Origin of the sequence: Rhodococcus sp. 14-2470-1a, from assembly GCF_002259425.1 — a bacterium.
GTDB lineage: Bacteria > Actinomycetota > Actinomycetes > Mycobacteriales > Mycobacteriaceae > Rhodococcoides > Rhodococcoides fascians_E.
This window is the reverse complement of record NZ_NPFZ01000024.1, coordinates 314958-337917: the sequence shown is the minus strand read 5'-3', so window position 1 is coordinate 337917 and position 22960 is coordinate 314958. Positions and strand designations below refer to the sequence as shown.

20 protein-coding genes are annotated in these 22960 nt (G+C 64.0%); 9 read left to right on the top strand and 11 right to left on the bottom strand.

Annotated features, from left to right (window positions below):
- Positions 1 to 51: 51 nt before the first annotated feature.
- A complete protein-coding gene (locus CH292_RS29340) occupies positions 52 to 174 on the bottom strand; it encodes a hypothetical protein (RefSeq protein WP_255032813.1) in 123 nt (40 codons plus the stop codon).
- Positions 175 to 347: 173 nt separating this feature from the next.
- On the opposite strand from CH292_RS29340, the gene CH292_RS12910 reads away from it, so the two are divergent.
- On the top strand, positions 348 to 2540 hold the full coding sequence (locus tag CH292_RS12910; RefSeq protein WP_094654899.1) for a bifunctional diguanylate cyclase/phosphodiesterase: 2193 nt from the start codon (positions 348 to 350) through the stop codon (positions 2538 to 2540).
- A gap of 9 nt (positions 2541 to 2549) precedes the next feature.
- Positions 2550 to 3353 (top strand): DNA-formamidopyrimidine glycosylase family protein, encoded by an 804-nt coding sequence (locus CH292_RS12905; RefSeq protein WP_094628728.1) that lies wholly within the window; start codon positions 2550 to 2552, stop codon positions 3351 to 3353.
- Between the two features lie 4 nt (positions 3354 to 3357).
- Here the strand turns inward: CH292_RS12905 and CH292_RS12900 are convergent, their stop codons facing one another.
- Entirely contained in the window at positions 3358 to 3546 is a 189-nt protein-coding gene (locus CH292_RS12900) for a three-helix bundle dimerization domain-containing protein (RefSeq protein ID WP_033188998.1), read from the bottom strand.
- Between the two features lie 211 nt (positions 3547 to 3757).
- On the opposite strand from CH292_RS12900, the gene CH292_RS12895 reads away from it, so the two are divergent.
- On the top strand, positions 3758 to 4813 hold the full coding sequence (locus CH292_RS12895; RefSeq protein ID WP_094654898.1) for an ABC transporter substrate-binding protein: 1056 nt from the start codon (positions 3758 to 3760) through the stop codon (positions 4811 to 4813).
- A 174-nt stretch (positions 4814 to 4987) separates the two neighbouring features.
- On the opposite strand, the gene CH292_RS12890 is transcribed toward CH292_RS12895, so the two are convergent.
- From CH292_RS12890 to CH292_RS12845, 9 genes are all read right to left on the bottom strand, one after another.
- Entirely contained in the window at positions 4988 to 5707 is a 720-nt protein-coding gene (locus CH292_RS12890; protein ID WP_143545753.1) for a hypothetical protein, read from the bottom strand.
- Positions 5708 to 5820: 113 nt separating this feature from the next.
- The gene (locus tag CH292_RS12885) at positions 5821 to 6639 is read right to left on the bottom strand and encodes a sialate O-acetylesterase (protein ID WP_094654896.1); all 819 of its coding nucleotides are present in this window, start codon (positions 6637 to 6639) and stop codon (positions 5821 to 5823) included.
- Positions 6640 to 6649: 10 nt separating this feature from the next.
- Positions 6650 to 7873 carry a lipase family protein gene (locus tag CH292_RS12880; RefSeq protein ID WP_256978094.1) on the bottom strand — a complete coding sequence of 408 codons (1224 nt, stop codon included), beginning with the start codon at positions 7871 to 7873 and terminating at the stop codon, positions 6650 to 6652.
- Positions 7870 to 9429, bottom strand: coding sequence for a cellulase family glycosylhydrolase (locus CH292_RS12875; RefSeq protein WP_094654894.1), 1560 nt, complete (start codon positions 9427 to 9429; stop codon positions 7870 to 7872). Before CH292_RS12875 ends, CH292_RS12880 begins: the two co-directional genes overlap by 4 nt.
- Complete coding sequence (locus CH292_RS12870; protein WP_094654893.1) at positions 9429 to 10694, bottom strand: acyltransferase; 1266 nt, start codon at positions 10692 to 10694, stop codon at positions 9429 to 9431. Before CH292_RS12870 ends, CH292_RS12875 begins: the two co-directional genes overlap by 1 nt.
- 14 nt (positions 10695 to 10708) lie before the next feature.
- On the bottom strand, positions 10709 to 11920 hold the full coding sequence (locus CH292_RS12865; RefSeq protein WP_256978093.1) for a lipase family protein: 1212 nt from the start codon (positions 11918 to 11920) through the stop codon (positions 10709 to 10711).
- A complete protein-coding gene (locus tag CH292_RS12860; protein WP_094654892.1) occupies positions 11917 to 12615 on the bottom strand; it encodes a YveK family protein in 699 nt (232 codons plus the stop codon). The genes CH292_RS12865 and CH292_RS12860 overlap by 4 nt, the downstream gene beginning before the upstream one ends.
- Positions 12612 to 13955: a lipase family protein gene (locus CH292_RS12855; RefSeq protein WP_231383745.1), complete on the bottom strand. Its 1344-nt coding sequence runs from the start codon at positions 13953 to 13955 to the stop codon at positions 12612 to 12614. The genes CH292_RS12860 and CH292_RS12855 overlap by 4 nt, the downstream gene beginning before the upstream one ends.
- A gap of 2 nt (positions 13956 to 13957) precedes the next feature.
- Positions 13958 to 15352 (bottom strand): polysaccharide biosynthesis tyrosine autokinase, encoded by a 1395-nt coding sequence (locus CH292_RS12845; RefSeq protein WP_094654891.1) that lies wholly within the window; start codon positions 15350 to 15352, stop codon positions 13958 to 13960.
- A gap of 110 nt (positions 15353 to 15462) precedes the next feature.
- Between CH292_RS12845 and CH292_RS12840 the strand changes: the two genes are divergently transcribed.
- The 6 genes from CH292_RS12840 (at position 15463) to CH292_RS12815 (ending at position 22912) form a co-directional block, all read left to right on the top strand.
- Positions 15463 to 16866, top strand: a complete 1404-nt coding sequence (locus tag CH292_RS12840; RefSeq protein WP_020110528.1) for an O-antigen ligase — start codon at positions 15463 to 15465, stop codon at positions 16864 to 16866.
- A gap of 127 nt (positions 16867 to 16993) precedes the next feature.
- Positions 16994 to 18511 (top strand): cellulase family glycosylhydrolase, encoded by a 1518-nt coding sequence (locus CH292_RS12835; protein WP_094628748.1) that lies wholly within the window; start codon positions 16994 to 16996, stop codon positions 18509 to 18511.
- Between the two features lie 582 nt (positions 18512 to 19093).
- On the top strand, positions 19094 to 20236 hold the full coding sequence (locus CH292_RS12830; protein WP_094654890.1) for a glycosyltransferase: 1143 nt from the start codon (positions 19094 to 19096) through the stop codon (positions 20234 to 20236).
- Entirely contained in the window at positions 20233 to 21228 is a 996-nt protein-coding gene (locus tag CH292_RS12825; RefSeq protein WP_019665629.1) for a GDP-mannose 4,6-dehydratase, read from the top strand. The genes CH292_RS12830 and CH292_RS12825 overlap by 4 nt, the downstream gene beginning before the upstream one ends.
- Positions 21225 to 22292 (top strand): GDP-mannose 4,6-dehydratase, encoded by a 1068-nt coding sequence (locus tag CH292_RS12820; protein WP_256978092.1) that lies wholly within the window; start codon positions 21225 to 21227, stop codon positions 22290 to 22292. The genes CH292_RS12825 and CH292_RS12820 overlap by 4 nt, the downstream gene beginning before the upstream one ends.
- A complete protein-coding gene (locus tag CH292_RS12815; RefSeq protein ID WP_094654889.1) occupies positions 22289 to 22912 on the top strand; it encodes an acyltransferase in 624 nt (207 codons plus the stop codon). The genes CH292_RS12820 and CH292_RS12815 overlap by 4 nt, the downstream gene beginning before the upstream one ends.
- Positions 22913 to 22960: the final 48 nt, after the last annotated feature.

Genomic DNA, 22960 nt, shown 5'->3' with positions numbered 1-22960 from the left:
CTCCGGGTCGACCGCGAACTGCAATCGACGACGCATAGTGTATCCGGCGCTCTAGAGATCCTCGTCCTCGTCGTCCCAGTTGCCGATCGATCCCAGCCCGCGGCTGATGCGCAGAGCGAAGATGAGCGCTATCACGATCCACAGCGCCACGATGCCCAGAATCCACCACCACATTTCGTCAGTGTGCCGGGAAACGGCAGGTTTGTCGTCGGAAGGGATGAAGTGATTCGACTCCGCTGTCACGGGGTATCCGAGCGCTCCTGTGTTCGACAACAGTTTCAGTACTTTATGGTTGTGCCAGGCCAAGAACATGTGGGTCGACTGTTAGTTGGCCCGAAAGGACGGCAATGTCGGATCCGACCGATGACCTGGCCGTACTGCAGGCAATACTCGACTTGTCACCCGATTTGATCGCATTGTCCGAATTCTCCGGTGAAGTGTTGTACGTGAATCCCGCGGGACGATCGCTCGTCGGCCTCGACCACCTGCCGGATACGGACATTCTCACAACGGACATGTTCTTCACCGTTCGTGGCCTGTTGGTCGCCGACGAGGTCGAGGCGAGCCTGAAAACGCAAGGCCACTGGCGGGGTCTGAGCGAACTCCGCCACCACCGAACGGACGTCGCTATTCCAGTCGCCGTGTCCGCTTTCGTCATCGAAAGCCACGACGGGATACCGGGCAAGATCGCAACGATCATCCGGGACCGGAGCGCCGGAAAACGCCGCGACAAGGAACTTCAGGCCGTGGCCGCGACTGCCCGCCAGCATGCCGCCGAGCAGCAGGCGCTTGCCGAACTCAGCCGCCTTGCCGTGCACGCGGACCTCGCACAGTTGATGTCGGCCGCAGCGCTGGCCGCCGCGACGCTTCTCGGCGTCGAATCCGCAGCAGTCGTCCACCAGGCGCACGCCGGCGACGCCACGCTGAACGTTCTCGCTGCCAGCCGAACCCTCTCCACCCGCGCGTCCATTCCAGCGGGCAACCACTCCATGGCCGGTTACGCACTGCAGCACAACATCCCGGTGATCTGCCCGGACATCACCACCGAGGATCGCTTCGACACCGCGACCATGGAGAGTCTCGAGATGCGTAGCGGGGCAGCGGTGCCGGTGCCCTTCGCCTCGTCCGAACACTGGGGAGCACTGGCCGTGTACGGGTACGAGCCGCGCATGTACAGCGCCGACGAGATGAGCTTCCTCGCCGCCGTCGCCAGCGTCGTGACATCGGCGCTCAAACGAGTGGAGCTGGATCGACAGCTGTGGCTCAAGAGCATGCACGACGCATTGACGTCGCTCCCCAACCGGACACTGGCGTACGAGTTCATCGACGACGCGCTCATGCGCAACCATACGGAACGCAGTCACGTTGCGCTCCTGCTGCTCGACATCGACGATTTCAAGATCATCAACGACAGCCTCGGACACGAGAGCGGCGACCGTGCACTCGTCCGGTTCAGCGAGCGCCTCACCGACGCCGTCGGAGAACGCGGCACCGTGGCCCGGCTCGGCGGCGACGAGTTCCTCATCATGTACCAGAACATCGACGGACCCGACCAGGCAGAAGACTATGCTCGTCACATCATTTCTAAGCTGAGCGCACCGCTGCGTCCGGGCGACGGTCCGATCCCGATGAGCGTCAGCATCGGCATCGCCCTGTCGGAACCGTCGATGTCCCGGCGCGATCTCATTCATCGAGCCGACCTGGCGATGTACCGCGCCAAGGACAGCGGCGACGGCGGGTACGCGCTCTTCGACCGAGACGACCTGTACGACGCGGACCGCGTCCGCTCGTTGTCCATCGACCTTCGAAATGCACTGGCCGCAGGGGATCTCAGGCTGCATTATCAACCGCTGATACAGATCTCGACCGGCAAGATCGTCGCCGTCGAGGCACTGGCACGCTGGAACCATCCGGAGCGAGGGCCGATCGAACCGACCGAGTTCGTCGCCGTAGCGGAAAGAACCGGCCTGGCCACAGCCCTCGGCTCGTGGGCGCTCCGCACTGCCTGCGCGCAGGCAGTGCAGTGGAGAACGTTCTCCGACATCACCATCCGCGTCAACGTCAGCGCTCTTCAACTGCGCAACAGCGCTTTTCCCGACGACGTCGCCGCCGTCCTACGCGAGACCGGGCTACCGCCGGAGGCCCTCGGCCTCGAAATCACCGAAACCGTATGGGTCTCCGACACCGCCCGCGTCTCCGCGACCCTCGCAGCCCTCGGCGCGATGGGCGTCGCACTGCTGCTCGACGACCTCGGCAAAGGCTACGGTTCCATCGCCTACCTCGACCGCTACCCGACGTTCGAGTGCCTCAAGATCGACAGGTCCTACATTGCCGAACTGCCCGGGGAACGTGCCGAAGCAGTCGTCTCCGCGATCGTCATGCTCGCCATCGCATTCGACGTCACCGTCGTCGGCGAAGGAGTCGAGAACCAGGCGCAGTACGACGCACTCGCAGCCGCCGGATGCCATCTGGCACAAGGATTCCACCTGGGCCGTCCCGTCGATGCGGAACGCACGACCGCGCTACTGCGACAAGCGTGAGAACGCCGCGTGCCCGAAGGTGACTCCGTCTACCGCCTCGCCCGACGCCTGAGAGCGGCGCTGGACGGGCAGACACTGCGCCTCGGCAGGTTGAACGTCCCGGCGCACGCGACCGTCGATCTCGCCAGGCGGGTGATCACCGGGCACCGCACCCATGGCAAACATCTGTTCACCGACTTCGACGACGGGGCCACGCTGCACACCCATCTGAAGATGACCGGTTCCTGGACCGTCACGCGTCCCGGCCGCCGACTGCCCACGCGGTTGAACCCCGATGTCCGAGTTCAGCTGTCCTGCACGGACGGACCCACCGCCTACGGTCTGACGCTCCCCGTCGTCGACTACGGCTCCCGCCCCGACATGAACCGACTTCTCGCGCACCTCGGGCCCGATCCACTGCACGACGATTTCGATGCCGCGCTGGCCGCATCGAACGTCAGGGCGCAAGGCAGCGTGCCCATCATCTCGGCATTGCTCGATCAACGCGTCGTCGCCGGGCCCGGAAACCTGTGGGCCAACGAACTCTGCTTCCTGCGTGGCCTGCACCCGCAGCGACCGGCCGATTCGGTGGATGCACCCGCGCTCGTCGCGTTGCTGCACCGGGCGATGACGCATTCCGCCACAGTCGACGGAGCTCACCAGGTCACCACGGGTGACCGCCGAAAAGGACGGCAGCACTGGGTCGCCGGCCGTGCAGGCAAGCCCTGCCTTCGATGCGGGACCACCATCGCCGTCACCGCCGAAGTCCCCGGCGATCCCGCGCGACGCCGAACCTGGTGGTGCCCAGCGTGCCAGCCGGCGCCGACGGGTTAGCGCATCAGGACAGACGCGCGATCGCGTCCTTCTCCACGAACAGCGGCACGAAATCTCGAATCGACCCGCCGTCGAACTTCCGATGCGCCTCCGCCACGGCCGCGTCGACATCGGCCTCGGGGAATTGGACAGCAAGCCTCGAACGGATCTCGTCGAGGGCGCGCTGTTCTTCTGTGGTGATGGTCTGCTGCATGCCACAGATGATGCCCGTGCGATGCTCGGTTTTCAACGGCCAGGCGGACACTAACTTTACATTCGTTCAGCTCAGCGGCGCTGTGCGCTGTAGCGATGCGTCGAACGTCACGTTCGACGCGTACATCCTGCCTGTCCCACACTGAGCAAGACTTGAGGGTAGCGTAGCCTAACCTGTTGTCCGAATTGTCTACTTAGAAGGGGATCTGTCCATGCACTCCACCACTGCGAGGCGACGCTGGTCGCGCCTGATACCCGTTGTCGCCGCCACGGCCGCGCTGGCGCTCGTCGGATGCTCGTCGTCCGAGAACCCGGAGGGAAGCGGTACCGACTCCCCGGCGTCCGGACTCCTGCCCGATGCCGAAGGCACCACGCAGTACCCCCTCACAGTGGACACTTGGGCGGGCGATTTCGTCATCGCCGAGCGTCCCGAACGCGTCGCAGTGATCGGCTTCAACACCGGCCTCGACGCCCTCCAAGCACTCGACGTCACGCCGGTGTACGCGCTGACCGAGGATCCGGTCTGGGAATGGCGAGACACCGACTACTTCTCGCAGATCGAATTCGTCGACGGAGCGACCCGCAGCGACCCGGTGAACTTCGAGAACATCGCCAACACGAACCCCGACGTCATCATTTCGCTGAACTACGGTCTCGAACAGACGGACGTGGATCGACTCACCGACATCGCACCCTACGTCGACCTGTCCACCCTCCCGGGTGACAAGGCGGACTGGCGCGAGGGCCAGCGCATCGTCGGCGAGGTCCTCGATCTTCGAGCTGCATCGGAGGCCGTCATCGACGAGGCCGACCGCAGAATCGCCGACGTCGCCGCCGCACATCCCGAGTACGAGGGCAAAACCGTCACGATCGCAACGGATTACGGCGCCGACAGCGGCATCGACTACTACTCCGTCGCAGGCGGCACCGCCGAATCCTTCATGACGGATCTGGGATTCATCCCCAACCCCATCGCCGCCGAATTCACCGACGATCCCGCCGTCGGGGACGAAGCACTCGAGAAACTGGACGGCGACATCCTGATCGTCTCGTACTTCGACGACGCCACCCAGCAGGCCCGGGAGTCCTCCGGGCTCTTCCAGCGCCTCCCGCCCGTCGTCGACGGCCGCTATCACGCCGTCAACGACGCCCAGCCGAACTCGGGATCGCAGGCCACCTGGGTCCTCCGCCGCGGCGCCAGCGCCCTCAGTCTCCCCTGGGCCGCAGAAACCATCTCCGACATCTGGCTCGCCGATGTCGTGAAGTAACACACGGGTGCAGGGGGTGCACTGGCTACGGACAGCGCTGGCGTGGGAGGTCGCCACGTGCTGGGGTACCGAGCCCGACTACGCTCGTCGACTTGCCACCAGGCTTCGGACGCGGGAGTGATGTAACAATTGCGTCGATTACACACGGTTTCCCGCCTGAGATCGACGCAACTGTCACACCACGCCCGACCACAGCAGTTCAGGGTCCAGCGCCAGGTACCGCAACTCGTCGAGAGACAACGGAATACCGTCACTGCCCGACGACGACGCCACGACGTTCGTTCCGTCCGGTGCGTAGACACGCACGATGTTGCTGTAGGACCGCACCCCGTCCCACTGCATCCACGTGTTCTGGGTATCGACAACGGTTCCACCGATCAGGGTCTCGCGAGCATCGAGCCACCCCGCTCGGCACGGTTCCGGTCCGTCGAACGAGCGGGTGATGTTCACGTGCACCTCACCCTCGACATCGCCGCGGAGCACCGTCGCGTCCGCCGATGTACCCGCGTCGTACTCGTCCGTCACCCCCGGCACGGGCTGGAACACGAACGGTTTGCCGTAGAACGGCCCGCGCGAACCGGACACGATCACGACGTCGTCGGGTACCGCCTCCTGAGCAGCACGTGACATGGCATTGGCCTTCTCCGACGTCAACCACGGGTAGTCCGGGTGGTCGTAACCCAACGGTCCCGAGAAGCCGATGCCATACGACACCCCTTCTTCATGCGGTTCGACCGAGTCGCACCCCGGAATGTCGACGGGATACTCCACCGGCTCGGCAACGTAACCGGATGCGGAGTCCACTGGATCGTTCGTCACCCAGCCCGCCACAATCCCCACCACCACTATGGCCACGATCACGGCAGCATCGGAAAACCCGAATTTGTTCTTCATCGACTTCATCGTCGGTCCCCGCTGGCCTCTCGTTACTGGCCGGGAATCATCGCTCGAAAGTTACCTTTTCTCCGACCAAACAGCTTCGATGGTCCATTCGAGCGACGCCGGTTTCAGATGGAACTGAATGCCGCCCACATGCGTGAGCCCAGGTCACGCTGCCCCGTGGCGTTGTAGTGGATTTTCTCGGTTTCGCTGTTGTAGAGGCCCTCCGGACCGGGGACGAAGACGACGCGGGGCCGACGATCGGGGGTGTCTCGGTGCACGGCGTCGATGACGGGATAGTCCTGGTGTCCCGACGCTATTTCGTCGGGAACCATCTGGCCGATGACGAAGGGTATGTCGCCGAATTCTTCGCGGATGGTGTCGATCACGCTGTCCAGTTTCTGTGCGTACACGGGCCCTGGTGTCAGCGGTACGTCGGATTCGCCTTGGTGCCACAGCACTGCGGCCAGTTCGTTGCCGGGGTGCAGGGCGAGGGCGGATCGGATGCGCTCCATCCCGTTCCAGAACAGGTTGAGTCGGGCGGCGCGGTCGGCGGGGTCCCAGGTCACTCCGTTGACGCGCGCGAATGCCGAGTCGCCCCGTGCGTACGGGACCAACAGCACGGGCCGGCCCGTCGAGTCCGCGAGCTCCCTGGCGAAGACAGGTGCGAATCCGACTGCTTTGGAGGGCACTTCGTGGAACAGGGGGTCACATCCTGCGACGATGGTGTTCTTCGACTTCCCCGACGCAGCCCACTGGTGGACTCTCGGATGCGGCGCGTCGAGTCCGCTCATGTCCAATCCCATCCCGGCGCCGTGCGCGTTGGACTGCCCCAGGACCGCGACGAGCAGGTACGGCTCGTCGAACACCGTGACGGGCAGACCCGTTCCCAGGCGCCGCTTGATCACGTCCTTGGCACGCACTTCGAGGTTCTTCAGACGTCCCATGGCCCCACCTTCAGTTGCAATCGTCGACGGCGGGAGTGCCGGCGAACCGTTCACCTATCCAGTCGTTCACTGCACCGCCGTCGACGTCCCCGTGCCCTTTGCCTGGTTGACGGTCGATGGTGATCACATCCCCCATGGAACATGCCTCGGCGATCGCCGCATCCGTCCATTCGGCGTCGATGTAGGTGTCCGCGTCTCCGTACACCACCAGCATGGGCGCCGACGCCTTCAGCTGCGGTACCGCCATCTGCTCGAGGTAGTAGCGCAACAGGAATTCCGCGTCAGGCGTCTTCGGCGCGAAGTCACGAGCACCGATCCGTTCCGCCGCGTCCGCACGTGCCGACGCCTGCGCCGGGGTGCAGCCGCTCAGCGCGGCCCAGTCCTCGGCCGCCGATCCGCTACGGTACTGATCACGATCGAAGCCGGGGAACCTCCTGGCCAGAGATTCGATCACCCACTGCATCAACGGCGCTTGGTCGTCGGTCAGAGTGCCCTGTATCGCCTTGTCCACCAGGCCCACCATGTTCGCAGCCGGCGCCAGGCTGACCGATCCCAACAGTTCGAGTTCCGGCGCATATCCGGATTGTTCGTTCGCTGCCCACGCTGCACCGCCGCCCTGGGATCCACCGAACGCGATCCACCGGTTGGACACGTCCGGGAACGTATGCCGAAGTGCCCGAACGGCATCGATCATGTTGTAACCGGCAGTCGGGTTGTCCAGATAGTGGTGGACGCCCTCATGACCGAGACCCTGGTAGTCGGTGATGGCCACGGCAAATCCGGCCGAGGTGAATCCAGCTGCCAACGCGGCACTTCCGAGCAGGTCCCGTGAGAGTGACGGCCCGCACGCGTTCTCGATTCCCGTGGTGCCGTGACCGAACGAGATGACAGGCCAACCACCCTCGGGTGCATCTCCGTCGGGCACGAATACGCTCGCCGAGACCTCGGTGGCGCCGCCGTCACCGGATTGGATGGACCGATACACCACGCGGGCTGCCTCGGAACCACGCTGCACCGCCGACGGCAGATTGGGCATGGTCTCCGCACTGATCACCGACCCGGCTCCGGTACCGGGGTCGGCAACAGCGATCGGCTCTGCGGGCCGAAGCTTCTGCGATTCCGCGAAGATCGCGGGCATGCTCGTCACCAGCGGTACCGCCGACGAACAACCCGTCAGCAGGACGATCCCGAGTACCCCCGCTGTCCACGCCGCGTGAAAACGCGCGACCCTCATCGCGACTCCACCGTCGCACCGGATTCGGGAGACCAACGGATGGTGCCGAATTCGAAATCCGACACGAGCAATCCGCCGTCCTGGTACTCATCGCTCACCGGGAAACCGAACTCGGGAGTCCACGCTTCCAGAATCGCTCCGCGTACGACGAACGTTCCGGTTCGGTCGCTGTGGAACACTCGTGCCCCACCGTCGACGTCCAGTTGCTGCATCCCTTGCACGTACGGGCCCGCAGGAAGATACCCGGATGCGAGTACCGCAGTGGACACGGCCGACGGCGATGCCACGTAGCCCTGTTCGGTGCCGAAGAGGACGCCACCGACGAACTGCTGTGCGAGGTACTTTCGTCCGATGCCGTCGTGTGCCGGATACACCGGCGTCAGTGCTTCACCGAGGTAGTCGAACTCCTTCGACACTTCAAGCATCGCCAGATGTTCCGGGTCCGAGCTGAACCCCACCTCGATGGCTGCCACCAACGCCTCGTACGCAGGCTTCGCAGTGAAATCTCGGTGCAGCACACCGAAATTGTCCTCGGGATTTGTCGATCCCGCCAGCCGATCACGAATCTCGTGCACGTACATCGGGCCGGCGAACGGCAACTGACTCCACTCGTGCACGAACGCCGTCATTAACTCACCCTGGCGAGCTTCGTCGATTCCGGCACCCTCGTCGGTCGGCGAGCCGAATTCCGTTGCCCACAGTTCCTTGTCGTCGTCGCCCCGCGCGATCATCTCCCGCCGCATGTCCGCGATCATGTGCAGAGCGCCGTCCGGAAACTGCTCGGTCCCGACGAGTGTCCCCGGGTACGAGTACGGATGCACCGACAACGCGTCGAAATACCCATGAGCCCCTGCGTCGTACATGCGCTTCAGAAACGTGAGCCCGTTCATGGTGTTGTGGTTGTCGCCCACGGCACCGATCGCACCCCCGATCACCAACGCATCGGGATCGGCGGCACGAATTGCGCCGAACGCCTCACGAAGCATCTCCGCGTACAGCTCCGGATCGGCCCATGGAGCGAAGAACACCGATCCGTTCGGCTCGTTCCAGATCTCGTACGCCGTGACCCGGCCAGCGAAGTGCGCCGCGACACTGCCTGCGTATCGGCCGTATTCCTCCGCCGAGGCCGGCTTGCTCGTCAACCCGAGGGCCGGGTCCGCTGCGGCCCAGTCCGGTGAGTAATCGAGAATGGCCAGGACGTCGATACCCCGGTCGAGCGCAGCGTTCACCACCCGATCCGTCGGCTCCCAGACTTCTAGTCCCCGTTCGGGTTCCAGGAGTGGCCACGCCACATCGAGCCGTAGGCGCGTCGAACCGGAGGCAGCGACGGCGTCGAGGCTACGCGCGAGGTCGTCGTCGGTCGCCCACAGCAGTGGCGCGCCGCCGGTGAAACCGATGGGACGCAGCGGAAGTGGATCGAGCGACGCAGGATCCGGGCCCTGCACGAAACCGCCGACGAGCGAGATGTCCACCGGCCGCGGCGCTGCCACGTCCGGTGCACCGCAGGCGGTGAGCAGTAGCGCCGCAACGGACAGCGCCGCCCACGATCTGGGCACTACTTACCGGACTTGTACTTACGCGCCAACATCAACGCAGGCTTCTCGACGAGCCGGTAGGTGATGGTGCCGAACAGGACGCTCACCGCCGTCACGACGACGAAGTTCCACAGCATCCCCACCGGACTGTCCCCGGCCATCCAGCCGAAGCGTCCCACCATGATCAGGACCGGAAAGTGCCACAGATAGACACTCAGCGAAATGGTGCCGACGTATTCGAGCGGCTTCCAGTCCGCACGTTCGGCGAGCTTCGACCTCTCGCCTCGCGCAAGGGGAGCGATGATGAACAGGATCAACAGTGCGGATCCGAGCGAGACGAACGTGGTCTGCCAGCGCGAGTTGTCGTCGATGAGCTTCAGCGAGATGGCCGCAACGGGCAGCATCGCCAGGCCCGTCCACCACCGCATGTTCTTCGCGATCCAGCCTGTCAACACCCCGGTGTCGACGGCGACGAAAATGACAGCAGCTGCCATGCCGAAGGTGAAGTTGTCCGCAAGGGAGAAGAAGCTACGGCTGAGGACTGCAACCTCGTTCGGTCCCCAGTCCAACAGCAGCGGATCGGTGATTCCCGACGGCTCCACCCGGCTCGCGGTGTAGAGCTTGCCCGCGACTCCGATCGCGAACATCACCACGACGGGGATCAGCACGAGTACCGAGGCACTGATGCTGGTCCGGCGTGCGAGATAGAACGCGATGCCGGTCAACAGCGGCAATGCGATGTAGAACATCAACTCCAGCGTCAACGACCACGATGGATTGATACCCGTCTGCAGCATCGACGGCACATAGGAGTGAACCAAGGTGAGGTTGCCGAGCAACGTCACCGGATCGGTGATCATGCCGAGCCCGGCGTCGGTGAAGTGTTCCTCGGCCACCGCCGCGTTCTCGGTGAACACCGCCCGCATCACGAAGTTCGCGAACAGGAAGATCACGATGTACGCGGGGAACACTCGCAGAATCCGGTGTACCGCGTAGCTCTTGTTGTCCGGCATGGGTTTACCGGCGAACAGGCGCCTGACCATCGGCAGGAAGATGAGGAAGCCGGACAGGGCGAAGAAGAAGATCAGCCCTTGGCCGAGCAGTCCCAGCTTGTAGTCGGCCACCGTCACGGGGCTGTTGTGCCCTCCCACGTGCACGGCAAGGACGCACAGGCACGCGAAGCCCCGCGGGCCGTCCAGACCGAGGATCCTCGCCGGTCTCTTCGATCCGGCCGTCGAACTCGGCGCCGTCGCTGCGGCAGCGGTGCTGTCCGGGGTTGCTGTCATGGTGAGCCTTCACATCAGGGTGCGGCGGGCGGAGGGCAGTAGCTGACGGCGGGTTCGCCCGCGAATCTGTCGTTCAGCCAAGGAAACGCAGCAGCACCGTCGATGTCTGCGTGGCCGGCCTCCGGCTGGAGTACCGACTGGATGGAGTCACCGCTCGCGCAGCCGGCTGCGACAGCGCCGTCCGTCCACGCCTGCGATACGAGTGTGTCCTTGCCACCGTAGAGCACCAGCATCGGTGCGGCAGCGCGTGTCTGCGGAAGACTCATCTCGCGCAGGTAGCCTTCCAGTGCGCGTTCGGCTTCCGGAGTCGACGGCTTCAGATCCTCGTCGTCGATCTGCGCGGCCAGCTCCGTGCGGTCGGCCGCCAGGGGTCCGCCACAGGCGGACAGTTCGTCCCATCGTTCCTCGACGATGCCGCGCCGGTAGTCGGCCAGGTCGATCTCCGGGTGGGACTGCGCGAGCCCGACGAGCACCCACTGCAGCAGCGGCTTCTGATCGGCGGTCAGCGTGCCCGCCGCAGCTGCCCGGGCGAGACCCGAGATATCGGCGGCAGGAACGAGACTCACCGATCCGACCATGTCGAGCCCCGAACCGTACGTGTTCGCGAGTTCGTTGGCGGCCCAGGCCGCCTGTCCACCCTGCGAACCCCCGAACGACGCCCATCGATCCGACGTGTCCGGAACCAACTTCTGTGCAGCGCGCACCGAGTCGATCAGGTTGTTGCCTGCCGTCCGCGCATCGAGGTACGGGTGGTAGTTCCCGTCGATCCCCAGACCCTGGTAGTCCGATACCGCAACCACGTACCCGGACCTCACCAGCGCCGTGACGATGGGAGAACTGCCCAGCAGTTCGGGATCGGTCGACGGCCCGCAGTCCGGCAACACTCCCGTGGTTCCGTGGCCGTAGGCGATGATCGGCCATCCGCCCTCCGGCGCGGGGCCCTGCGGCGCGAAGACGGTCCCGGACACCTCCGTCGGGGATCCGTCGACACCGGACGTCGAGGTGTAGACGACCCTGGCTGCCAGCGAGGAGATCGCGCTGACTCGCCTGTCGATGGTGAGCAGTTCCTCTGCACTCTTCAGACTGCCAGGACCTGCCTCGGTGAAGTCCGCCTCGATCGTTCCCCCGAAGGCCACCGAATTCGCTTCCGGCGACGTGTCCTGACCCCCGCACCCGGAGGCCAAGAGAATCGACACCACTGCAACAGTCCCCACTGTCTTCCTCATCGACTAGCTCCCCCTGTGTAATCGAGCTTTTCGGCCACACGTTCCTCGGCTAGAAGGTCGGTGACCTGTCGCCGCGAGACGATCGAATCGCGTCGCACCCCCGCCCCGACGACCAGCACTGCGGCAACAGTAGCGCCCATCGCCCCACCGAGCACCAGAGCAGACGACACCGTGGACGGCGGCGCCGGCACGGCCGCAGCGTCGATGAGCGTCACCTCGGACACGGGCCCGTTCGCACCGAGGTCGATCTCCTCGGCGAGCTGGATCAAGTTCAGAGCAACGGAATTGGCCACGTCACGCGCACGCGTCGGATCGTCCTGCGTTGCACTGATGTCGATCAATGCGGACCCGGGGGTCGACACGACGAGCAGATCGGCTTTCAAGTCGTCGGGAGAGACCGGCAGACCCACGTCGACGATGGTGCGCCGAAGGACTTGCTCGGACGTGGCCAGCCCCACGTAGCTCTCCACCCGTACCAGCGAACTGCGGTTTCCCTCCATCGCCGCACGAGGTGACGACGGGCCGGGCGAAGTCAGGAACACGCGCGACGTCGCCGTGTACTTCTCTGCGACAACGGAATCAGCGATCCACGCGGCAGCGACCGAGAGTACGGTGGCCGCGAGAATCAAGGCCCACCCGCGGACCAGCATCCTGCCGTAGTCGCGCAGCGTGGGAACACCGACAGGAGTGATCATTCGACCTGCTCACACGTGTTCACCGCGCGCTGTCCGGCGAACCGAGACTTCACCCACGGCACCGATCGGCTGCTGTCGAGGTCGCCGTGCCCCTCGCCGCTGTGCAGCTCGTACTCCACCACATCTCCCGCGTCGCATGCTCGGGAGAGCGCCTTCTCCGTCCACGACTCGAGAATCAGGTCGTCCTCCGACCCGTACATGACGAGAAGCGGTGACGTGGACTTCTGCGCCGGAAGAGCCATGTCCGCCAACCACCCTCGCAGCCGATCGGTGGCCTGCTGATCGACCGGACGCAGATCCGACGCCTGCAGCCGAGCCACGAGCTCGGGAACCTGATCCGACCCAGGCGGAACGCACTGCATGAAATCGTCCCAGCGTTCCCGCGCCAGACCGGAACGGTAGTCGTCCAGGTTCATCTCCGGGTGCGTGATCGCCAGTCCGTGCAGCGCGTACATCAGCAACGGATACTGGGCGCGCGTCAGGGTTCCCGACGCCGCCGCGTCGGCCAGCCCGGCCATGTCCGACACCGGCACGATGGCCGCCGTCCCCACCAATTCGAGGCCACCGCCGTACTCGGCGTTGCGATCGCTGGCTGCCCACGCGGCCATCCCGCCGAGCGAGACGCCGTACGCAGCCCACCGGGTACTCAGCGTGGGGAGGAAATTACGGGCAGCACGTACAGCATCGATCATGTTGTAGCCGAACGTCTTCGAATCCAGATACGGGTGGTAGTTGCCGTCCAGGCCGAGACCCTGATAGTCCGTCATCGTCACGGCGTAACCGTTCAACACCAAAGCCGCGACGATCGGGGCACTCCCGAGCAGGTTGACGTACTCCGACGGACCGCAGTTGTTCAGAACCCCCGTCGTACCGTGACCGAAGGACACGACCGGCCATCCCCCCTCCGGGGCGACACCGCCCGGAATCACGACGGTGCCCGACACATCCGTCGGCTCACCCGTGACACCCGACGTCGACCGATACACCACACGTGTTGCGGCAGCTCCCAGTTCGGTGATGTCCACCGCGATGTCCTCGATCGGCTCGGCCGATATCAACGAGCCGGGCGCCGTCCCACCGAGTATCGGAGCCGGGCTCGGCTCCGGAGGTATCGCCGACGCCGTCACAGGCGTCGTCGGCGCATCAGGAGCGAGCACCAGTTCCTGATCCTGGGCGCAGCCCACGAGCATCACTGCAGCCGCGCACACTGCACCCACCCGCACCGACCACGTCCGAAGCCCCGAACCAGGTCGCCCCGCAGGCTCCACTCCTGCCCCACCGGGTCGTTCCGCAGGCTCCACTCCTGCCCCACCGGGTCGTTCCGCAGGCTCCACTCCCATCCTTAGCCTCTACCGACTGTGGCCGCCGAGGACTCTCGCCCCTCGACCTCGATCTTCGGCTTCGCCACCGGCCCAGTAGAACCCGGCTTGGTCCGTCGGCGACGATGGGGTTCGAACGTCGTGACGACACCCAGAACCTTCCCGCCGACTCCGCCCAGAGTCTTGATCGCCTTGCGCAGTTGATCCCGCGTGGTGCTGCCGACACGGGCGAGCACGAGACTGCCGTCGGCGAGAGCGGTGAGGATTGCTCCGTCGGAGACCGACAGGAGTGGCGGCGTGTCGACGACGACGTAGCGGTAGTCGCCGCGCACTGCTTCCAGCAGGATCTGAGCGCGATCGGAACCGAGGAGCTCACTCGGGTTCGGCGGCACGGGACCGGCGGGGAGAACGTCGACCCCGTCGATGACGTCGGGCTGAACCGCGTCGCCCAGTCGGTGTTCACCGGACAGAACCGTGCTGAGTCCGTGTTCCTGCGTGATGTCCAAACGCTCGGCCAAGGCGGCCGTTCTGATGTCACCGTCGACGAGCAGAACCTTGTGACCGGCCTCGGCGAGGACGGCTGCCAGGTCGATGGCCGTGGAGGTGCGGCCTTCACCCGGCTCGGCGCTGGTGACGGTGAGCACTCGCGGCGGTGATCCGCCGCCGAGGAAGCGAATGTTGGTCCGCAAGGTGCGGAGCGGCTCACCCATCTTGGAAAACGACGCCACCGGAGTCTTCGGCCGCTCGGCGTCGATCGGGAGCCCGCCCAGGACTGCGTTGCCGGAGATCTCCTCTGCCTTGGGGCGGTCACGAATCGAACGGTCGACGAGCCCGCGAGCGAGAGCGATCACGACACCGAGAGCAAGACCTGCCACCGCGCCCAGCCCGAGAAGAGTCACCAGGCCCGCGCCGAGCGGAGACGTCGGCACGTCGGCCTGATCCACGATGGTTGCTCCGGCAGCCGGGCTACCGCCCCGCTGCGACGTCTCGAGTTCCTGAACCAACTGCGTCAGCTGTCCGGCGACCGCATTGGTCAGCGCTCGTGCGACGTCGGGATCGGAATCGGTGCCGCACAGGTCGAGCAGAACCGTGCTCTCGATCGGTGTTGCGGTGATCTTGGCACGCAAGTCGTTCGCGGACAACGGCAATTGAAGCTGATCGACAGCCCGCTGTGCCACCTGAGTACTGGTGGCCAGCCCCGCGTAGGACGTGACGCGTTCCTGCGAGAACAGGTTGTTCTGATAGGCCTCACCCACGGAACTGCCACCTTCGGTGGTCACGAACAACCGAGCGCATGCCTGATACTGAGGCGTCGAGAAGAACGAGTAGGCCCACCCCCCGACGATGCCGAGCACCGCCACCACCGCGACGATCCACCAACCCGCACGGAGAATCCGTCCGTACTCTCGAATCTCCACGAATGCTCCAATCGAAAAATCCTGGTTCGCCGATGAGAATAAAGTGCCGTCATCGATTCGGCATCACTTAGCAGTTGCAGAGGTGTGAAAGCGTGACAACATCAGTGCCCATGAGCATCTCGAAACGAGTCGACGCGGCGGTCATCGTCGTCGTCCCGATAATCGTTACATTGTTGATGATTCTCGGCGGAACACCCGGAAAACTGGGCGCGTTCGCACTCGTCGGACTGACCGTTGGAGCCTACATCGGCCTGCGCCACCCACTCTATTTGACTCGTGCTCTTGCATTTTCGTTGGGCGCATTGCCATTCGGTTACGTTCCGGGGGTGCACGCTCCCCTGGTGTTCACCTTGGGCGCAGCAGTCATCCTCGCGTCGGTGATTCACCGCACAGCCGTGACTCGCGTCACAGTCGGTGAAATGGCCGTCATCGCCTTGATCGTCACTTCGGCGATTTCCGTCTTCGCTACGGCCGGCACGACAGTGGATTATGCAGAATTCGGTAAATGGCTCGTTTCGACACTAGTTGCGGTGTCACTTCTCCGACTCCCACGCGAAGAATTGGAACTGTTCGGGCGGATCTACGTCTATTCCGCGTCGGCAGCGGCCGCGTTCGCACTCGTCATCCTCGTCGCCGACCCGTCGGGCAGATTGATTCGGTATCTGTCGCCGTTCGGATACGGCACCGAGGAGGAAAGCACCCGCTTCGTCTACACCGACGGCGCCGCCACGGTCCGACTCGCCGGTACCTACATCGACCCGAACGCCGCAGGTATCGGCCTGTTCGTGGCCCTCATGCTGTGCGTTCTGCTCATCCGCGGGCGTCTACGGATCGCCCTGTCACTGCTGCTCTTCGGGTCGATCGTGCTGACGCTGTCCCGTGCGGCGCTCTTCTCCGTGGTCTTCGGCGTGCTTCTGATGCTGCTGTTCCAGAACCTGCGCACCCGGGAACGCGTGGCCATCATCGGCGGTTTCGCCCTGGCGTTCGTCGGCGCCCTTGCCGTTCCCACCGTCCGGAACCGCGTGTTCTCGTCCTTCGGCAGCGGCGACGCCGGGTCCTCGGCTCGCGGTGACGCGCTCGTCGATTTCCCAGGTCACATGGCAGGACACTGGCTCTTCGGGCTCGGCTGGGGGCGCGAGGAATTCAAGGATCCCGGCACCGCGTTCGACGTCAACTACGTCGCGAACGCTCCCCTGCTGTCGGTCTACCGCGGCGGAATCTTCACCGGACTCGCATTCCTGGCCATCATCGTCGTCGGGGCGTACTTGGGTTACCGCTGCCTGCGATCGCGCAACTGGGAACATGGATTCATCGGCGGCGGATTCATCGGATTCTCCGTCGTCGCGCTGCAGTTGGATTTCCCCGTCGTCACCATTCCGGCCACGACGATGGCATTTTCCGTACTGATCGTTTTTCTCGTCCTGGCGCGCGAAAAGGCAACGGATAACCTGCCCGACGACGGGGAATCACCCGCATTCTCATCTCCGAGACTGGATACAGCAAAGACAGCTTGACCAGCAGTTTCGTCCCGTCAAGCATGATTGTTTTCGTTTGTACAAAACTCCCTGTCGGGTGTAATGATTTCCCACAATCGGCTCGCGACTCCCCTCCGACGAGCCCCTTGCGGAGAGATTCACCATCATGAAAAGGACTCGAATCGGCTCGCTGATTTCTGCCGCGACCGTCGTTCTGGTCACTGCCGCTCTGACGTGGAGTGGACCGTCGCTGATCGCGTCGTCCGATGGATCCGTCGGGCCTGGTCTCGCGCACGCGCAGACAACGCAGCCTCCACTCGGGGTCTCCGACAGCGGCGCGCTTCTCTGGTCGTCCGATGCCGAACTGAACACCACCTTGTCCATGCTCTCCGCAGCCGGAATCAGCTCGATTCGACTGTCCATCCCCTGGTTCAACGTCGAGTACACCCGAAATCAGCTGGACTGGTCCTCCGTCGATCGCGTCGTGAACGCCGTCCACGCACGCGGTATCTCGATCCTCGGAATCATCGCCTACACACCGCCGTGGGCAACCTCACCCGCTGGTCAGCCGCTCAACACCCGACCGGCGTCACCTGCGACGTTCGGGCAGTTCGCCGGTAAGGTCGCCGCGCGATACGCCGGAAAGATCAGTGCCTACGAGATCTGGAACGAGCCCAACGGGGCCATGTTCTACGGACCGTCACCCGACGCCGCCGGCTACACCCAACTCCTCAAAGCCGCCTACCCGGCGATCAAGGCGGCCGACGCGTCGGCGACAGTCATCGGCGGTGTGCTGGGAGCGGTCGAGGACGGGCCGGGGATGGTCAACCCCGTCGGATTCGTGAACCAGATGTACACGGCGGGCGCGGCCGGCTACTTCGACGCCTTCTCCTACCACCCGTACCAGTACTCGTTGAAGTTCGGCGACGGCGTGTACGTCGACCACTCACCTGCCCGTCAGGCCATGGACATCCACGCGGCCATGGTCGCGAACGGCGACGGCAACAAGAAGATCTGGGCCACCGAGTACGGCGTCCCGACGGCGTACGCGTCGGAGACCGCCCAGAGCGACATGATCACGAACTTCATCACGAAGTGGCGAGAGCTGCCCTACGCCGGGCCGATTCACCTGTACCAGCTCCGCGACCAGCAGACCGGCAGCAGTGACCCGGAAATGACGTTCGGCCTCCTGCGTACCGACTGGAGCGGCAAGCCGGCACTGTGGGCCGTCATGTCGCAGATCATGAACGGCTTCCCGACGTCGGCCGAGCACACCCGCTTCCAGAGCCTTCCCGCCTCGTCGGGCGCCGCCCTCTCACCGGTGTTCCTCGTCCGCGACACCTGGGCACAGATTCGCCAGAACGCCGTGGTCTTCGAGATGCCCGGCGGATTCGTCACCTCCCCGAGAGCCGTCGCCGACGCCGTGCGCTACAGCGGATTCCTCCCCACCACCAGCTTCAACGGCACCTACCAGGACTTCGACAGCCCCTTCGGGCTTCGCGTCTTCTCGACGCAGCTCGGTGGAACCCGGCTCATCGGCGGCGGCATCGTCGCTGCCTGGGACCCCACCCTCGGCCCCGCCACCTCCGACGAAACACCACTCCCCGGCGGCGGCGTTCGCGTGAACTTCCAGTACGGCAACATCACCTGGATTCCCGGCTCGGGAACAACAGTCACCCGCTGATTTCCATCGCTCGAAGAAAACATTCTCAGTGAATGTTTCTCCGTCTGAATACTCGACCGAAAGACTGATACTCGCTACGCTTTTCATCGGGCTGCCCACCCATTCGTCTTCGGAGATGAAATTCCATCGATGCCGGTCGGTTTCCATTCTCATCGCCCGTGTAAAGCACTGTGAACCGGCCCGCTCGGAGCAAATATTTCGCCGATGTTAAATCTGGACGAATGACGAGTATCCATACATGCGTTGTCCCGAATTCGCACTGTGAACCACCTCACTTAGCGCTACCAATTACGGCACTTAACGGATACTTATAGAGCGAACGAATGACACGGAATTTCTTCCGTCGACTACTGTTCCATCCCAGTCGGGGGATGCACGAAGGATCGCCGCACCAATGTTGGTGTGGCGTTTCTGGATTAACCAGCACTGCAAAGTTCAAGCACCGCTGACTGATTCACGTTCTCCTGGGGGCTCGACCACTGTTTTGTGCACGGCTCGACACGACGGGTTGAAGATGCAATTAGCAACAATCGCTCCACGGCATTGCTCCGCCCATTTCGCGGATACCGGGAAGGAACGCGAATGACCGAGGCAGAGCCCACGATTCGCGTCGCGATCGCCCATGACTACCTGACGCAGCGAGGCGGTGCCGAGAAAGTCGTGCTGGCCATGGCCCGCGCGTTTCCGGACAGCCCCATCTACACCACACTGTTCGAGCCGTCGACGACGTTCCCCGAGTTCGCCGACCTGGATGTGCGGCCGTCACGGCTCAACAACATCGGATTCCTGCGCAAGAACCACCGCGCTGCCCTTCCGCTCCTCCCGTTCGCGTCGGAGTCCATCACCATCGACGCCGACGTCGTGCTCACCAGCACCAGCGGGTGGGCACACGGCTTCAGGACGCCCGGTCGCAAACTCGTCTACTGCTATTCACCTGCACGTTGGCTCTACGAAGCCGAGATGTACCTGGGCGAGTCGAGCAGCCTCGCGAAACGAATCATGTTGAAAGTTCTCACATCTCCGCTGCGACGCTGGGACAGACGGGCAGCGAAGTCCGCGGACCGATATCTGGCCATCTCCACCGTCGTGCAGAAGCGGATCACCGATGCGTACGGGTTCTCCTCCACCGTCCTTCCTGCGCCGTTCACCGTCGACAGTGCACCCGAGGAACCGATCGCCGACGCGCAAGCCTGGCTCGGCGGGGATTCTTTCTACCTGTGCATCTCGCGTCTGCTTCCGTACAAGAACGTGGACAAGGTGATCGGTGCATTCGCCGACGGATCTCGTAAGCTCGTCGTCGTCGGACGAGGGCCGGAGGCCGAACGACTGCGAAAGATCAAGTCCGACAACGTCCTCATGCTCAGCGACCTGTCCGCCGGCCAGATGACCTGGTTGTACCGTCGCTGTAACGCCGTCGTCGCCGCGAGCTATGAAGATTACGGACTCACTCCCATCGAAGCCGGCTATCACGGCAAACCGTCGGTCGTTCTTCGCTGGGGCGGATTCCTCGACACTGTCGAGGAAGGCGTCACCGGAGTCTATTTCGACCAGCCCGATCCCGAATCGATTCGAGCCGCAGTACACGCACTCGAGGCAACAACCTGGGTGCCACCCAAGATTCAGGCTCACGTGGAGCAGTTCAGCGAGGAACGCTTCGCGGCAGAACTGATTTCGGCAGTCACCGACATACACGAACACACAATCGAGAGGACTTTGTCGCGATGACGAAGCGGGCATTGATCACAGGAATCACCGGACAAGACGGCCTCTACCTTGCCGAACTGCTACTGAGCAAGGGATACAAAGTTTTCGGACTGCTTCGTGGACAGAACAATCCGAAGGCAGCAATGCTGGACCGAGTCCTCCCCCAGGTAGAGGTCCTCACCGGTGACCTGCTCGACCTCTCCAGCCTGATGCGTGCCTTCGCAGTCGCCGACCCGGACGAGGTCTACAACCTCGGCGCAGTCTCCTTCGTCGCATACTCGTGGGAGAACGCACGCCTGACCACCGATGTCACCGGCGGCGGCGTGCTGAACATGCTCGAGTCCACCCGCCTCTACCAGGATGTCGCAGGCAAGCAGGTCCGCTTCTACCAGGCCTCGAGCTCGGAGATGTTCGGCAAGGTCCAGGAGGTCCCGCAGCGCGAGGAGACCCTGCTGTGGCCCCGGTCGCCGTACGGCGTCGCCAAGGTCTACGGCCACTACATGACCATCAACTACCGCGAGTCCTACGGTATGCACGCCAGCTCCGGCATCCTGTTCAACCACGAATCCCCGCGTCGCGGAATCGAATTCGTCACCCGCAAGGTCACCCAGTCCGTCGCCAGGATCGCCCTGGGCTTGCAGAGCGAGATCGCACTCGGCAACCTCGACGCCAAGCGAGACTGGGGATTCGCCGGTGACTACGTCGAAGCGATGTACGCGATGCTTCAGCAGGACGAAGCCGACGACTACGTCATCTCCACCGGCGAAACCCACTCGATTCGCGAACTGCTCGATCACGCGTTCGCGGCCGTCGACATCAAGGACTGGTCGCAGTACGTCCGCATCGACCCGCGGTTCTTCCGCCCCGCCGAGGTCGACCTACTCGTCGGCGATTCCACCAAAGCGCACGCACAGCTCGGTTGGAAGCCCAAGGTCACGTTCGAAGAGCTCGTGAAGATGATGGTGCAGAACGACCTGGCGGAGCAATCGCCTCACGCCATCAAGATCGCGTGACCGAGGGGCAGGAGAGAAGCCTGCAGGAACGACCGGACAGGCAGGAGAGAAGCCTGCAGGAACGACCGGACAGGCAGGAGAGAAGCCTGCAGGAACGATTCCGAACAGGGGCACCGACGGCTCTGGTCACGGGGATCGCGGGACAGGACGGTAGTTACCTGTCGGAGGCTCTCGTCGAGATGGGCTGGGCCGTACACGGTGTGGCCAAGCCGGGGTCGACGGAGGTCGTCGACGATGTCACGATGCACGCGACCGACCTCGGTGAGCCGGGAGCGGCCTCGACGCTCGTACGTGCGGTGGACCCGGACTACGTCTTCCACCTGGCGGGCATCTCCTCGGTATGGAGGTCGTGGAACGACCCTGTGCTCACCACCCGGGTCAACGGTGTCTCGGCGGCGTCGCTCCTGGATGCCTGCTTCTCGCATCAGGAGGCGTCGGGCAAGCGTGTGATGGTGATCAACGCGTCCAGCGCGGAGATCTTCGCGGGCTCGGGTATCGCGATGCAGAACGAGGAAACACCGATCGCTCCCACCTCGCCGTACGGCGCATCGAAAGCTCTGAGTCACAACATGGTCCAGGTCTATCGAGCGCGCGGGCTGGAAGCGACCAACGCAATTCTGTACAACCACGAGTCGCCGCGTCGACCAGAAACGTTCGTCACCCGCAAGATCACCAAAGCAGCCGCAGCGATCGCTCGAGGAACGCAGAGTGTCATCGAACTCGGCAGCACGTCCGCACAGCGCGACTGGGGTTGGGCGCCGGATTACGTGGCAGCCCTGGTCAAGATGGCGGAATACGGCAAGGGCGACGACTTCGTCGTGGCGACGGGTCGAGCTCACTCCGTCGCGGACTTCGTCGCCGCCGCGCTGTCGACCGTCGGAATAACGGACTGGCAGAGCTACGTACGCGGAGATCCCGACATGCTGAGACCGGCCGATTCGGCGAGAATGGTCGGCGACGCGTCCAAGGCGCGCGAGATTCTGGGGTGGGGGCCGACCATGAACTTCGAGCAGATCGTCGAAGCCATGGTCCAATTCGACATGAGCGAGGAGTTGGCAGCATGACAGCGGTAGAGAAGCCCGAGGTCCACGGTGAGGTGCAGGGTGAGGTTCACCATGTCTCGGACTACAAGATGCAGGACATCTCGCTGACGCGCAAGATCCGAAATCGGATCGGCACGTTGGGTTTCAACATGATCGTGACCTACATTCCGTCGCACTTCGTTCGCCAGAACTTCCTTCGGGCCTTCGGCGCGACGATCGGCAAGGACACCTCGATCTTCCGTGGAACGACCATCCTCGACATCGAGAACCTCGTCATCGGTGAGGCGTGCTCCATCGGCTTCCGGTGCATGTTCGACGCTCGCGGCGGAATCACCATCGGCGACAACGTCGTCATCGCCAGCGACACCCACATCATCGGCGGCTACCACGATCACAACGATCCCACGTTCAAGCCGATTCTCGAACCGTGTGTGATCGGCGATTACGTGTGGATCGCCAGCCGCAGCACGGTGCTCAGCGGTGTGACCATCGGCCGAGGCGCTGTCGTCGGCGGCTGCTCGATGGTGCGCAAGGACGTCGGGGAGCTCGAGGTCGTCGCCGGGGTTCCCGCGCAGGTCCGCGGCACCCGCGATCCCGATGCTCTGCAGTACCGCCCGAAGTATCGTCCACTCTTCTACTGACCCGTCCCTTGTGAGTGGAAATGTAGGCCAGGAACCACATTTCCACTC